At 59.9% G+C, this 13,694-nt stretch carries 18 protein-coding genes; 12 read left to right on the top strand and 6 right to left on the bottom strand.

All coding sequences use genetic code 11. The annotated features are described in order from the left end of the window. Positions 1–6: 6 nt before the first annotated feature. The 6 genes from BD293_RS05880 (at position 7) to BD293_RS05855 (ending at position 4,468) form a co-directional block, all read left to right on the top strand. On the top strand, positions 7–1,269 hold the full coding sequence (locus BD293_RS05880; RefSeq protein ID WP_142080285.1) for a zinc ABC transporter substrate-binding protein: 1,263 nt from the start codon (positions 7–9) through the stop codon (positions 1,267–1,269). Between the two features lie 70 nt (positions 1,270–1,339). Beyond that, the gene (gene ispH, locus BD293_RS05875; protein WP_142080284.1) at positions 1,340–2,293 is read left to right on the top strand and encodes a 4-hydroxy-3-methylbut-2-enyl diphosphate reductase; all 954 of its coding nucleotides are present in this window, start codon (positions 1,340–1,342) and stop codon (positions 2,291–2,293) included. After that, the gene (locus BD293_RS05870) at positions 2,290–2,736 is read left to right on the top strand and encodes a DUF3429 domain-containing protein (protein ID WP_142080283.1); all 447 of its coding nucleotides are present in this window, start codon (positions 2,290–2,292) and stop codon (positions 2,734–2,736) included. Before ispH ends, BD293_RS05870 begins: the two co-directional genes overlap by 4 nt. A 27-nt stretch (positions 2,737–2,763) precedes the next feature. Further along, on the top strand, positions 2,764–3,381 hold the full coding sequence (locus BD293_RS05865) for a glutathione S-transferase family protein (protein ID WP_246086228.1): 618 nt from the start codon (positions 2,764–2,766) through the stop codon (positions 3,379–3,381). After that, complete coding sequence (gene rnhA / locus BD293_RS05860) at positions 3,381–3,848, top strand: ribonuclease HI (RefSeq protein WP_142080282.1); 468 nt, start codon at positions 3,381–3,383, stop codon at positions 3,846–3,848. Before BD293_RS05865 ends, rnhA begins: the two co-directional genes overlap by 1 nt. Continuing rightward, positions 3,845–4,468, top strand: a complete 624-nt coding sequence (locus BD293_RS05855) for a trimeric intracellular cation channel family protein (RefSeq protein WP_142080281.1) — start codon at positions 3,845–3,847, stop codon at positions 4,466–4,468. The genes rnhA and BD293_RS05855 overlap by 4 nt, the downstream gene beginning before the upstream one ends. Positions 4,469–4,476: 8 nt before the next feature. Here BD293_RS05855 and BD293_RS05850 read toward each other — a convergent pair whose 3' ends face one another. The 3 genes from BD293_RS05850 to BD293_RS05840 form a co-directional block, all read right to left on the bottom strand. Beyond that, entirely contained in the window at positions 4,477–4,716 is a 240-nt protein-coding gene (locus BD293_RS05850) for a GlsB/YeaQ/YmgE family stress response membrane protein (protein WP_142080280.1), read from the bottom strand. Between the two features lie 3 nt (positions 4,717–4,719). Next, positions 4,720–5,898: a dual-specificity RNA methyltransferase RlmN gene (gene rlmN / locus BD293_RS05845; protein WP_142080279.1), complete on the bottom strand. Its 1,179-nt coding sequence runs from the start codon at positions 5,896–5,898 to the stop codon at positions 4,720–4,722. 94 nt (positions 5,899–5,992) lie between these two features. After that, positions 5,993–6,532 (bottom strand): invasion associated locus B family protein, encoded by a 540-nt coding sequence (locus BD293_RS05840; protein WP_142080278.1) that lies wholly within the window; start codon positions 6,530–6,532, stop codon positions 5,993–5,995. A gap of 175 nt (positions 6,533–6,707) precedes the next feature. Here BD293_RS05840 and BD293_RS05835 point away from each other — a divergent pair, with 175 nt between their 5' ends. Together BD293_RS05835 and BD293_RS05830 are read left to right on the top strand one after the other, a co-directional pair. Further along, on the top strand, positions 6,708–7,727 hold the full coding sequence (locus BD293_RS05835; RefSeq protein ID WP_246086227.1) for an asparaginase: 1,020 nt from the start codon (positions 6,708–6,710) through the stop codon (positions 7,725–7,727). 101 nt (positions 7,728–7,828) lie between these two features. Beyond that, on the top strand, positions 7,829–8,062 hold the full coding sequence (locus BD293_RS05830; protein ID WP_142080277.1) for a hypothetical protein: 234 nt from the start codon (positions 7,829–7,831) through the stop codon (positions 8,060–8,062). Positions 8,063–8,159: 97 nt separating this feature from the next. On the opposite strand, the gene rpsI is transcribed toward BD293_RS05830, so the two are convergent. The 3 genes from rpsI to BD293_RS05815 form a co-directional block, all read right to left on the bottom strand. Next, positions 8,160–8,639, bottom strand: a complete 480-nt coding sequence (gene rpsI / locus BD293_RS05825; protein WP_142080276.1) for a 30S ribosomal protein S9 — start codon at positions 8,637–8,639, stop codon at positions 8,160–8,162. Continuing rightward, entirely contained in the window at positions 8,632–9,102 is a 471-nt protein-coding gene (rplM, locus tag BD293_RS05820) for a 50S ribosomal protein L13 (protein WP_142080275.1), read from the bottom strand. The genes rpsI and rplM overlap by 8 nt, the downstream gene beginning before the upstream one ends. A 177-nt stretch (positions 9,103–9,279) precedes the next feature. Continuing rightward, positions 9,280–10,065 carry an SseB family protein gene (locus BD293_RS05815; protein WP_142080274.1) on the bottom strand — a complete coding sequence of 262 codons (786 nt, stop codon included), beginning with the start codon at positions 10,063–10,065 and terminating at the stop codon, positions 9,280–9,282. A 128-nt stretch (positions 10,066–10,193) separates the two neighbouring features. Here BD293_RS05815 and BD293_RS05810 point away from each other — a divergent pair, with 128 nt between their 5' ends. From BD293_RS05810 to BD293_RS22640, 4 genes are all read left to right on the top strand, one after another. Next, complete coding sequence (locus BD293_RS05810) at positions 10,194–11,120, top strand: DMT family transporter (protein WP_142080273.1); 927 nt, start codon at positions 10,194–10,196, stop codon at positions 11,118–11,120. A 247-nt stretch (positions 11,121–11,367) separates the two neighbouring features. After that, entirely contained in the window at positions 11,368–12,300 is a 933-nt protein-coding gene (locus BD293_RS05805) for a sulfurtransferase (protein ID WP_170207070.1), read from the top strand. Positions 12,301–12,387: 87 nt separating this feature from the next. Beyond that, complete coding sequence (locus tag BD293_RS05800; RefSeq protein WP_142080271.1) at positions 12,388–13,503, top strand: YeeE/YedE family protein; 1,116 nt, start codon at positions 12,388–12,390, stop codon at positions 13,501–13,503. Further along, a complete protein-coding gene (locus tag BD293_RS22640) occupies positions 13,500–13,673 on the top strand; it encodes a hypothetical protein (protein ID WP_170207013.1) in 174 nt (57 codons plus the stop codon). The genes BD293_RS05800 and BD293_RS22640 overlap by 4 nt, the downstream gene beginning before the upstream one ends. Positions 13,674–13,694 lie beyond the last annotated feature (21 nt).

Here is a 13,694-nt window from a genome sequence, read left to right as displayed (position 1 = left end):
GATAGGATGCGCTACTCACTCGCGCTTGCTTGCGCCATGATGGCCACACCAATCGCCGCTCAGGATGTAAAGGTCGTAACAGATTTCTCGGTCACCCACTCGCTTGTGTCGATGGTGATGGGCGATGTTGGTCAGGCCGACCTGCTGCTGGACCGCGGCGGCGACCCCCATTCATTCCAGCTTCGCCCGTCTCAGGCGCGCGCACTTTCCGAAGCTGATCTGATTTTCTGGATCGGCGAAGAGCTGACCCCCTGGATGGCCCGCGCCTTGTCCGGGATCGAGGCGCAGGGCGAAGTTGTGACCCTTATCAACGCCGAAGGTCTGCACCTGCAAGATTTCGCGCATGGTCATGATCACGGCCATGGGCATGACGATCACGGTCATAGCCATGACGAGGGCCACGGCCACGACGATCACGGCCACAGCCATGACGAAGGCCATGGACACAACGACCACGGCCACAGCCATGACGAAGGCCACGGGCACGACGATCACGGCCACGGACATGACGAAGGCCACGGGCACGACGATCACGGCCACAGCCATGACGAGGGCCATGGGCACGACGATCACGGCCACAGCCATGACGAGGGCCATGGGCACGACGATCACGGCCACAGCCATGAAGACGAGGGCCACGGGCACGACGATCACGGCCACAGCCATGACGAGGGCCATGGGCACGACGATCACGGCCACAGCCATGATGACGAAGGCCACGGGCACGACGATCACGGCCACAGCCATGATGGCATTGACCCACATGCTTGGATGAACACCGGCAATGTCGAAATCTGGCTTGATCTGATCGCAGAAGAGCTGGCCGAGCATGACCCGGACAATGCCGAAACATACCGTGCCAATGCCGAAGCCGCACGCGCCGAGATTGCTGATCTGGCGACCGAGATATCGGCAATTCTGGAACCGGCAACCGCAGCGCCGCTGGTCATGTTCCACGACGCTTACGGCTATATGGTGGACCAGTTCGGGATCAATGTGGCAGGCACTATCGCTCTTGGCGATGCCGCAACTCCGGGCGCACAGCGCCTGAGCGAATTGCGCGCTGATCTACAGGCCGATGGCGCTGTCTGCATCTTTCCAGAGGTCAACCACAGCTCGCGTTATATCGATGTTGTGGTTGAGGGGACCGGCGTGCGCGTTGGTGCAGAACTGGACCCGGAAGGCGTGATGCTGGAACCCGGTGCGGACCTTTATCCGACATTGATGCGCAACATGGCGCAGGCGATTGCGGATTGCGTCGCAGGATAAACGGCGCAAAATACTGGACGTAACAGCCCGCAAGGGTTAGGTCTGGCCCAGAGAGATCAAGGGCCAGACCATGACAGACCTTCCCCCCCTTACACTTTATCTTGCCGCCCCGCGCGGGTTTTGCGCGGGCGTGGACCGGGCCATCAAGATCGTCGAGATGGCACTGGAGAAATGGGGCGCGCCAGTCTATGTCCGCCACGAGATTGTCCATAACAAGTATGTGGTCGACGGGCTGCGCGCCAAAGGGGCGGTATTTGTCGAGGAACTGGACGACTGCCCGCTGGACCGTCCGGTGATCTTTTCTGCCCATGGCGTGCCGAAATCCGTGCCCGAAGCCGCACAGGCTCGACAGATGCTCTATGTTGACGCCACCTGCCCACTGGTCAGCAAAGTGCATATCGAGGCAGAGCGCCACCATGCCAACGGATTGCAGATGGTGATGATCGGGCATGACGGCCACCCCGAAACCATTGGCACCATGGGACAACTGCCCAAGGGCGAGGTGCTGCTGGTCGAGACGCCTGAAGATGTGGCAGCGCTGGATGTGCGCGACCCCGCGAAGTTGGCCTTCATCACGCAGACCACCCTTTCAGTGGATGACACCGCAGGGATTGTCGCGGCATTGAAAGCCCGCTTTCCGGCGATCGTCGGCCCGCATAAAGAAGATATCTGCTACGCCACCACCAACCGCCAGGAGTCGGTCAAGGCAATTGCTCCCAAGATCGACGCGCTGCTGGTGATCGGTGCGCCCAATTCCTCGAACTCGCAACGTCTGGTCGAAGTGGGGCGCGCCAAGGGCTGCGCCTATGCGCAACTTGTGCAGCGCGCCACTGAAATCGACTGGCGTGCGCTGTCGGGGATTGGCTCGGTCGGTATAACTGCGGGCGCGTCCGCGCCGGAAGAACTGGTGAATGAAGTGATCGACGCCTTTCGCGCGCGCTACGCGGTCACGGTCGAACTAGTCGAGACGGCGAAAGAGCGCGTTGAATTCAAGGTGCCGCGCGTGTTGCGCGAAACCGCATGATCCCACGTCCAGCGCTGATTCTCGGTCTGTCGGGTCTGTTGCCCTTTCTTTGGGGCGTGGCCACATTGCTGTCGCCCGCACTGGCGCAACTGACGCTGGATGTGATCGGCCCGCGCTTTACCGGCCCCTTCGTGATGATCGCCTATGGCGTGGTGATCCTGTGCTTCATGTCGGGCGTCTTGTGGGGCTTTGCCGCGCGCGGGGCCGAGGCAGCATGGACCGGCTACGCCTTGTCGGTCGGGCCAGCACTTTGGGCGTTCTTTTTCGTGGGCGGCGGGCCGGTACAAGCGCTGACAGCATTGATCACGGGCTTTGTCTTGCTTCTGGTGATTGATCTGCAATTCAGCCGCTGGGGCCTGACCCCGCGCTGGTGGATGCAGTTGCGCCTGATTCTGACAGTGCCGGTCGTGCTGTGTCTGGCGGCGGGTCTTTGGCTGGGGTAAAGCTGTCCGAAAGATGCCAGTCCAGCGATGAAAGACCAGACCATGAAGCTTTATTCCATGCCCTCCTCTGGCAACAGCTACAAGGTGCGGCTGCTATTGGCCCTGCTGGGGCGGGACGAGGTGCCGTGCAGTGATGTCGAATATGGCTCTGCCACGTTGGAGCAGGCCCATGCGCACAAGCGCCTGCCCTTTGGCAAGGCCCCTGTGCTGCAACTGGACGATGGCACGCTCTTGCCCGAATCCAATGCCATTCTGACCTATCTGGGTCACGGCACCCGATTCGTGCCGACCGACCCGGTCACGCAAGCGCAGATGCTGGCATGGATGTTCTGGGAACAGAACCAGCATGAGGGCGTGATTGCTGTGCGCGCGGCACTGCGCAGCTACGCCCACCGCCGCGCAGATGCAACGCCAGAGCGGTTGGCGGACCTGCTGACACGCGGCAATGCCTTGTTGCAGACCATGGACGATCATCTTGCCACGCGCGACTGGCTGGTGGGCGCGGATGTCAGCCTCGCGGATCTGTGCCTTTATGCTTATACGCATACGGCAGACACGCGCGGTGGCTATGATCTGGCCCCCTTTCCCGCAGTTCTACGCTGGCTGGAGCGCATCCGCGCCTTGCCCGGCTATGTGGGGCTGTGATGCCTGATCTTGTCGCCTATACAGATGGGGCCTGTTCCGGCAATCCCGGCCCCGGTGGCTGGGGTGTCCTGATGCGCGCCACGCGGGATGGTGAACTTGTCAAGGAACGCGAATTGTCCGGCGGCGAGGCCGAGACGACCAATAACCGCATGGAACTGATGGCCGCAATCCGCGTGCTGGAAGTGCTGGAGCGGCCAAGCAAGATTACCATTGTCACCGACAGCGCCTATGTGAAAAACGGTGTCACAAGCTGGATTCATGGCTGGAAGCGCAATGGCTGGCGCACATCCAACAAAAAGCCGGTGAAGAATGTCGAACTCTGGCAGCGGCTGGATGAGGCACAGGCCCGCCACACGGTGATCTGGGAATGGGTCAAGGGCCACGCAGGCCACCCTGAAAACGAGCGCGCAGATGAATTGGCACGCGCAGGTATGGCGCCATTCAAACCCACCAAGAGCACATCATGAGTCTACTGCAAGGGCTTGATTATGCAGCCGTATTCATATTCGGCCTGACGGGCGCATTGGCGGCCAGTCGCGCGCAGTTGGATATTGTGGGCTTTGTCTTTCTGGCTTGTCTGACGGCCGTGGGCGGGGGCACATTGCGCGATGTCATCCTGAACCGAGAGGCGGTGTTCTGGGTCGCTGACCCCGGTATGATCCTGTCGGCCTGTGTTGCGGCCATTCTGGTGTTCTTCACCGCACATTTTCTGGAATCGCGCCTGCGCACACTCGAATGGCTGGATGCTTTGGCGTTGGGGGTTGCGGTGCCTGCGGGCGTGGGTGTGGCCCTTGGCATGGGGCAGGATTGGCCGATCGTGCTTATCATGGGCGTTGCGACCGGCACCTTTGGCGGGCTGATGCGCGACGTTGTGTGTAACGAGGTGCCGCTGATCCTGAAAAAGGGCGAGCTATACGCCACCGCCGCTTTCGCGGGTGCGCTGGCCGCTGTCATCACGACATTCGTGACCGACTCTGCCTTACTGACACTTCTTACCTGCGGCGTGACAACCTTTGCCCTGCGCGCCGGATCGTTGCTGTTTGGCTGGTGCCTGCCTGTTTACAAAAGCCGCCCCCCGCGCGCGTGACCACAGCTTTAGCGCCGTCCCTGATACTGCTTCCACAGCCATAGCAGTAGCAGTGACCCCAGTAGCGCCAGAACAAACGCGCCGACCCAGCTTGCAGAGGTCATCAGAAACCGAAAGCCCATACCGCCTGTCACGGCGCCCAGCACCCCGATAATCATCGCGGTCGGCAGATCGGTTTGCATACGCATCAACCGCGTCGCCAGAACACCGGCCAACGCCCCGACGACAATCAAAAGGACAACGGGCACGTATCAGCCCTCGGCTTCGGCAGCGATTTCAGCGCGCGAGCGCCGACCGCGCTCTGTCGCCGATTTCAACTGCCCGCAAGCCGCCATGATATCTTCGCCACGCGGGGTGCGGATGGGGCTGGCATAGCCCGCCTTGTGAACAATATCGGAAAACGCCTCGATCCTTGCCCAATCCGAGCGCTGATACGGGGCACCGGGCCATTCATTGAACGGGATCAGGTTGATCTTGGCCGGAATGCCCGCGATCAGCTTGACCAGACGGCGCGCATCCGCGTCGCTGTCATTCACATCTTTCAGCATCACATATTCAAACGTGATCCGCTCGGAATTCGACAGGCGGGGATACTCACGAAGAACGTCCAGCAACGCCTTGATATTCCACCGTTTGTTGATCGGGACCAGCTTGTCGCGCACATCATCCGTTGTCGCATGGAAGCTGATCGCCAACAGGCAACCGATTTCGCTGGCAGTGCGCGCGATTTCCGGCACGACCCCAGATGTTGACAGGGTGATCCGGCGGCGCGAAATCGACAGCCCTTCGCCATCCATCACCACTTTCATCGCGTCGCGCACGTTGTCAAAATTGTACAGCGGCTCGCCCATGCCCATCAGCACCACATTGCTGACAAGGCGCGTCTCATCCCTAGGGGCACCAGGCACCGGCCATTCGCCCAGATCGTCGCGTGCGACCAACACTTGCCCCACAATCTCGGCAGCAGTCAGATTGCGCACCAGTTTCTGGGTGCCGGTATGGCAAAAGGAACAGGTCAAGGTGCAGCCAACTTGACTGGAAACACAAAGGGTTCCACGGCTTTCTTCAGGTATGTAAACCGCCTCGACCTCGTGCCCGCCTGCAATGCGCAGCAAGTATTTCCGCGTGCCATCCTCGGACACCTGACGGGTCACGATTTCAGGGCGCGCAATCTCGAACTGCTCGGCCAATTGGGCGCGATAGGCTTTCGCAAGGTTGGTCATCACCTCGAAATCCTGAGCGCCCCAATGGTATATCCATTGCCAGATCTGGCCCACGCGCATGTTCGCTTGCTTCTCTGGCGTGCCAATGGACACCAAGGCGTCGGCCATTTGCGCGCGTGTCAGGCCCACAAGATTGCGCTTGCCGCCTGCGTCCGGTTTGCGCGGAAGGGTCAGCACGTCTTGTGTGATCGGAGCATCTACGCGCATTCTGGCCTCATTTCGATAAACTTAACTATGCATATAGCAAAGCCGCCCAGGGTTTACAGCCCGGGCGGCGCGAATTTTTCTGTGGCACCGCGGATCAGTCAGCGCATTGGCGCGCCGCTTCTTGCGATGCAGCCGTAAACCCGAACAGCGAGAATGTATCGCTTGTATTGGTTCCACGAGCCGAGCGCGCGGTCAGAACAGCGTCAGCGCCTGCGCGCATGGCTGCAAAAATACGCTGGTCATCTTCTGGCGATCCAGCCCAAGCCCATTGCCCATCGACAAAAAGCTGGAACTCGTTGGACCCGATCGTCAGACCAACGGTCGAATCGCCCGCAAAAGGATAGCCGCCTGTGAACGAAATCTCAGGCGCTTCGCGTCCGGGGCGGTAAGTTGCGAACAGAAGAATATCGCCCCGCCGCACCTGTACGGGCTGGCCGTCGCGTGTATTGACTGTTTCGCGGGGTGCAGAGACTGTCCAGCATTCTTTCGGGCTCTCCTCGACGAAGACGCTCCAATCTGTCTCAGCCGCGACGCGGTTACTGGATTCCTGTGCCTGCGCGCCAGTGGCGACGCCTGCCCCATAGACGCCTGCGACAAGCGCCAGGATCGATCCGAATTGCCTCAGTGACACCATCTGCTGTCATGCCTCCAATTGACCCGGCCCCGGTTTTGCGCCACGCATGCCGTCGACATGTCCGCAGCGTGTGGGCCTTCTACATCGTGTCTTATCGTCAAGACAGCGAAAATTCAAAGCCCTCTTGGCAAGAAATCGCGCAGGCGTGAGCGCTTGTGCAGCAGGAGTGAACGAAATGAGCAACAAAATGCCGAACATCCCCTCGCTCGATCTTGGATCAGTCCCTTTGATCGAGCTTTGGCGCGGGGATATTCTGGAAAGCCTGCATCGTGGCCATGCTGTCGTCGCACGCGACTCAGGCGAGATTGTCGAGAGTTGGGGCAACGCCGATGCGGTGATCTATCCGCGGTCAAGCTGCAAGATGGTGCAGGCCTTACCTTTGCTAGAGACAGGCGCAGGGCGCGATCTGCGCCCCGAGCAACTGGCGCTGGCCTGCGCCTCGCATCAGGGGGCACATAGCCACGTCACACGCGTCGCAAGCTGGTTGAACGATATGGGCCTAAGCGAAAGCGACCTGCGCTGCGGCTGTCAGGACCCTCAAGATATTGCCGAGCGCGACCACCTGATCAAAACCGGCGGCACACCGTGTCAGTTGCACAATAACTGCTCTGGCAAACATGCGGGCTTTCTGATGCTGAACCGGCACCTGAAGGGCGAGGCAGAGTACACCCTGCCCGATCATCCTGTTCAAACGACGATTCTCAACACCTTTGAAGAAGTTACGGGTACATCTTCACCCGGATACGGCATTGACGGCTGTTCTGCCCCGAATTTTGCAACCAAGCTGTCTGCCTTGGCCTATGCCATGGCACAATTCGCAAGCGCCACAGACAGTGGCAGCAGTCGGTCGCGCGCAATGTTTGCCCTGCGAGAGGCCATGATACAGCACCCGGACCTTGTGGCAGGCGAAACGCGCGCCTGCACCGACCTGATGCGCGCAATGGGGGGACGCGCGGCCATAAAGACAGGTGCAGAGGCGGTCTTTGTTGCGATCCTGCCCGAACAGCGCCTTGGCATAGCCTTGAAGATTATCGATGGTGGTGTCCGTGCCGCCGAAGCCGCGATCACGGCACTGTTGATCCGGCATGGAGCGCTGGACGCAGATCATCCGGTCGTACAGCGTTTTCTGGGCCCCCTCACCAGCCGGCGCGGGCTACATGCAGGCCATACCTGCACCGCACCCGGATTCGCTTGACACGCTTTTGATGGCGAAAATGCGCTGCAACGCAGCAAGCTGGCTTTTACAACCTCAACCCATGGTGTAACCATAATGGTTTTACACAGGGGACTGCCGACATGTTCAAATTCTTGTTTGGGAACAAAGCCAACGCACCGGAAATCAAACGGGAAACCCAACGCGAGACGGTTGAACGTGCGCAAAAGGAATTGAACGAAATTCTGGTCACGCTTGCCCCAAAAGCGCGCATTACCATCTACCCCGACGAAGGTACGCTGACCATAGATTTGCCAGAGCAGATGCCCGATGAAGCAAAGGCCCTGCCTGCGCCCGAAAACAAAACCGACGGCTGATCCAATCCGTTCCCAGATTTGGCGGATATGCCACAGACCAAACGCAAAACGCCCGCAACAAAGTGCTGCGGGCGTTTTGTAAGTCTGTTGTGCGAAATTAACGCTTGGAGAACTGGAAGCTACGACGTGCTTTCGCCTTGCCGTATTTCTTACGCTCTACCACGCGGCTGTCGCGTGTCAGGAAGCCTGCTGCCTTCAGCGATCCGCGCAATGCGGGATCAAACAACTGCAACGCTTTCGAGATGCCGTGCTTTACTGCACCTGCCTGCCCCGACAAACCACCGCCTTTGACCGTTGCCTGCACGTCGAACTGGTCAACAACGCCTGCAATCTGGAAAGGCTGACGCAGGATCATCTGCAACACCGGACGGGCGAAATATGTGCCCATTTCCTTGCCGTTGACAGTGACCTTGCCAGAACCGGGCTTGATCCAGACGCGGGCAACCGCGTCCTTACGCTTGCCGGTCGCATAGGCACGGCCAAGATCGTCGCGCACAGGCTCGCGCGCAGGCGCTTCTTCTTCAACCGGCGTAACTGCTGATTTCAGATCGTCGAGGGTTTTGAGATCTTCAGCCATGATCTGCACTCCGCGTGTTTTTCTTGTTCATCGCGCGCACATCCAGCACGTCGGGCTGCTGGGCCTCATGCGGATGCTCGGTTCCGGCATAGACGCGCAGATGCGTCATCTGCTGGCGCGTCAGCGGGCCACCTGGCAGCATGCGCTTGACCGCTTGCATGACGACACGCTCGGGAAAGCGGCCTTCCAGAATCTGGCCGGTTGTGCGGGATTTGATCCCACCGGGATACCCCGTGTGCCAGTAGTTGGGCTTGTCGCGCTTTTTGCCTGTCAACTGTACCTTATCGGCGTTGATGACGATGACATTGTCACCCATATCCATATGAGGCGTGAAGGTGGCTTTGTGCTTGCCGCGCAGGCGCATGGCGATGATCGAGGCGAGACGGCCCAAAACGATGCCTTCAGCATCGATAATGATCCATTTCTTCTCGATCTCTCCGGCTTTGAGAGAGTAGGTTTTCATAACGAGACCCTTGAGAATGGGAAAAAGAACCGCATAAGCAATTCATGCGGGATGCGCGCTTTCTATAGGATTGGACGGCCAGGTCAAGCCCATGATGATCTATTTATTCGTTACAAATCATACACTTATAAATTAGGTATTATATTACCCCACCAATCGACAGCAATATTCAGCGTGTCAGCGCAAGCGTGGGGGGCGGTCGGGGTCCATACCCGGCGCGCTGGGGGTGGATGGCGCAACGGCAGGTTGAGGCAGATCAAAGCGCAGGCCCACCCGCGCGCAATCAGCCGCGCGCGCATCATCGGATGACAGAAAGGTCACATCCAACATGCCCGCTTCGACCCCAGAGAAGCTTAGTGCCCCCTGCACCGCGCGCGCCAGCGTGGCTTCGGCCCCTTCGGCCACATCAATAATGGCAAGCATATGCCCGCGCGTGCCATTCTCGTATTCAGCGCCAGCCAGATAGGCCATGCGCGCCAGCCCTTCCATCCGCGCAAGGCGCTGGTCCAGCGCCAGCAACAGTTTCTCGGGCAGACCTTTGGGCGGGTGCAACGCAGTAACCCGCGACTGCAATTCCTCCGGGCGCTCCGCCATCATCTGCGCCAGCCAGTCGATAATCTCTGGCGGCAGCAATCTGGATGACGGTGCCACCCCAAAATTCAGCCCCAGCCCAATGCTTTGCGTTGTCAGCATATCAACCAGCACACGGCCCGGCACTGCTGCATAAGGAGCAGGCAAGCCAGTAAATTCGGTCAGGCGGGCCTCTGTGTCAAAGGCCAGCACGATTGGCCCGTCTTCCAGATCAAACACCTTCGGGTCAATCTTGTCGCCCTCGGCTTCGCGCTCCAGCAACAGGAATATCTCAGCCTCGACCAGTCGGGCGTAATACTGCAAGCGCAGCGCGCCATCGTCGGGCGCGGATTCTGCCTCGGACCACGCAAGATCAAGCAGGGTTTCGGTCATCTTTGGCCCTTTCGATTGCTGCATGTGAGCTAAAGCGCCCAAAGCGCGTTGGCAAGGCCGCATGGCGCGTTGACTTGTATCTGGCGGCGCGATTACATATTACACATGTGAACAATGCCGGAGTTTCCATGCTGTCGCGCAGCACGTCTGCCCAACCTCTTACGGGAATTGCCCTGAACCTGTGCGCGCTAATGGTGTTGGTCAGCATGGCCGGGGTGGTCAAGGCAGTCTCGGAACATGTGCCCACGGGCCAAGCGGTTTTCTCACGCGCTTTCTTTTCCTTGCCATTCATACTGGGCTGGATTGCCTTGCAAGGGCCGCTGATGGATGGGCTGCGCACAGAGCGGCCGCGCCTGCATCTGCTGCGCGGGATTGTCGGCTCGATCACGCTGGGGATGAATTTTCTGGCGCTCTCGCTGCTTCCCCTGCCCGAAGTCACCACCATCGGCTTTGCCGCCCCCGTTCTGACACTTGTCTTTGCGGCTGTGTTTCTGGGGGAGCGCGTGCGCCTGTTTCGCTGGACTGCCGTTGCACTGGGGCTGGCGGGGGTGATGATCGTGGTCTGGCCGCGCCTGTCCGTCAGTGGAGATGTCGATGAGTTGGCGCGGCTTGGGGCGCTGATGGCATTGGGGGCAGCCATATGTGCCGCACTGGTCAAGATCATCGTCCGGCGCATGGTCGCCACGGAAACCACACCGGCTATCGTATTCTGGTTTGCTGTCACGGCCAGCCTTTTGTCGCTTATGACCCTGCCCTTCGGCTGGGTCATCCCCTCTGGCAAGATCATGGCTTTGCTTGTTCTGACGGGGGCTTTGGGCGGGGTTGGGCAATTGATGATGACCGCGAGTTACCGCTTCGCTGATGCGTCGGCCTTGGCACCATTCTGGTATGCACAGTTGTTTTTCGCCAGTTTCATCGGCTATTTCTTTTTCGGCGAGGTTCCAACCGGCCCGATGATAGCAGGGGCGGTGCTGGTCATTGCGTCCGGGCTGCTGATCTTGTGGCGCGAATCGCAACTTGGCAAGGAAACACAAGAAAGGCTGCCCCTAAGCTGAAGGACAGTTTTTCGCAGCACGCAAAGACCACCAGCGCAATAAGGGCATAAATGCCCGCCACACGCGCCCGCACAGAATATTGTTCCACTTTCGACAGGTGCAGAACAAACCCTTCCCATATGCTGTTGCGAATAAAAACGCCTGTTGCAGCGCCGTTCTCGCGCTTGGCCCCGCCATGCTTGCCAGACCACATTGCGCTGCCTAAATGCCGTCCAACACCGGATTATGTCTCGCAAGGAGAGTTCCAATGCTGCGCACCACCGCTCTTAGCCTGTCTCTCATCGCTCTGCCCGCACTCGCATTTGCGACACCGCAAGGCTGGGGTCCATTGCTGGAGCCAGCAGAACTGGCCGCCATCATGGAAGCCGAAGACGATATTCGCATCATCCATGTATCGGGCGATTTCGCGGCGGGGCACATTCCCGGCGCTGCGCATTCACCCTACGCAAACTGGCGTGGCGGCCCCTCCAACCCCGGCGCATTGCTGCCAGAGCTTGAGTATGAGTTGGAAGCCGCACGCGTGGGCGTAGAGGCCGACATCCCCACTGTTATTGTTCATGCTGGCAGCGACCCTACTGATATGGGCACCGCCGCCCGTGTTTACTGGACGTTGAAGTCGTTGGGCGTGCAGGATCTGGCGCTGCTCAATGGCGGGTTTGCCGCATGGACCGGCGCAGATTTGCCGGTATCAACCACCCCGGTTGAAATAGCCGAGACGGACTTCATGGCCGAATGGTCGGATGAATGGTATATCTCAACCACCGAGGTCGCCGATCTGGTTGAAAGCGGCGAGGCGCGCCTGATGGACAGCCGCCCAAGCGGTTTCTTTGAAGGGATCGCATGGTCTATCGCACGGCCCGGCACAGTGCGCGGCGCAGAGAACCTTGAGTATGAAGATTTCTTCGAAGGCAACCGCATGGTCACACCAGAGCGCGCGCGCGAAGTTGCCGAAGCTCAGGGGCTGGTCGACTCGCCCATCACGGTTTCTTTCTGTAACACCGGCCATTGGGCGGCGCTCAACTGGTTCGCACTGAGTGAACTCGCCGGTGTAGAGAATACACGCCTTTATGCCGAAAGCATGGCCGAATACGCTATCCACGGCCACGAGCTGGACAATGAGCCGACGCGTATCGCGTATCTGTGGCGCTCGACCAAGCGCTGGGTCGAAGGCTTGTTCTGACCCGCGCTTTACGGCATCGTGTGAAATAACCAATTCCTTGACGCGCGCAGCAAGCGCGCGTCATCAGTTTTACGAAAGGCTCTCAGGATGTTCCTTCAGCGTGCGTCTGTGCTACTGATCGTGCTGGGCTTTGCCCTGTTTACATTCGTCATGGCCGGGCCGCGCGCAGGGCTGCTGGTGCTGGTGGGCCTTGGCTTCGGGCTGGTGCTGGAAGGGCTGCGCTTTGGCTTTGCCGGACCTTGGCGGATGATCGTGACCGACCGCGACGGGCGTGGCCTGCTTGCGCAACTGATCGCCATTGGGTTGGTGGCCGTGGTTGCCTTTCCCTTGCTTGCAGCAAATCCGGGCGAGTTGGTCGCCGCGCATGCGCCCGTCGGGATCGGAATGATCCTTGGCGCCTTTATCTTTGGCGCGGCCATGCAACTGGTCATGGGCTGCGGATCCGGCACGCTGGTCAATGCGGGCAGCGGAAATCTGGTCGGGCTGATCGCTTTGGCCGGATTTATCGGCGGCAGTTTTGCCGGAACCCTGCATCTTGGCTGGTGGACCAGCCTTGGAAGCCTGCCAGTGCTGTCCTTTCAGGGTATGTTTGGCGATATGGGCGGGCTTGGCCTGACATTGGCCGGCTTGGCGATTGTCGGGGCGGTCACGTTCCTGCGCAGTGCGCCCGGCAAACGTATGCCCCCGCGCCGCCTGTGGATCGCCGCAGCCCTGATCGCCGCTCTGTCGCTGGCCAATCTGGTCATCGCGGGCCAACCTTGGGGCATTGTCTATGGGCTTGGGCTTTGGGGGGCGAAAATCGCACAGGCAGGCGGGGCGGATCTGGCCACCACAGCCTTCTGGGCCGCCGAGGGCAACGCCGCACGGCTTTCTGCCTCGATCCTGACCGATGTCACCTCACTGACGAATATCGGGCTGTTGATCGGGGCATTCGCCGTAATGCGCTGGCGCGCAGCCCCCGGCGCACAGACACAATCGTTAACGCCCATCTCTTACGGGGCGGTTCTGGTGGCGGCACTGGTGCTGGGATATTCAGCGCGCATGGCCTTTGGCTGTAATGTGGGCGCATTCTTCAGCGGCATATCGACAGGGTCGCTGCATGGCTGGGTCTGGCTGGTTGCGGCATTCGCTGGCTCCATGCTTGGAATCCGGTTGCGTCCGGTTCTGTTGCGGCCACGTGTAACAGGGGGGGCATACGCATGACCGCGCGGATTTCACGCCCTATGACGGGGTTTCTGGCCTTGGCATTTGTGCTGGCAATTGTCGCACTTGATCTGGGTGCCACCGGCGCGCCAGACCTGTTCACGGCACCACCCGCGCTTGCCCTTGGATCTGGGGCCGCACCCGAAGGGGCACATTGCAGCGGCGGATAAGCCTGAATTCGGGCTGGTGTG

Origin of the sequence: Roseinatronobacter monicus (assembly GCF_006716865.1) — a bacterium.
Taxonomy (GTDB): Bacteria; Pseudomonadota; Alphaproteobacteria; order Rhodobacterales; family Rhodobacteraceae; genus Roseinatronobacter; species Roseinatronobacter monicus.
This window is presented reverse-complemented; position numbering and strand designations above follow the sequence as displayed.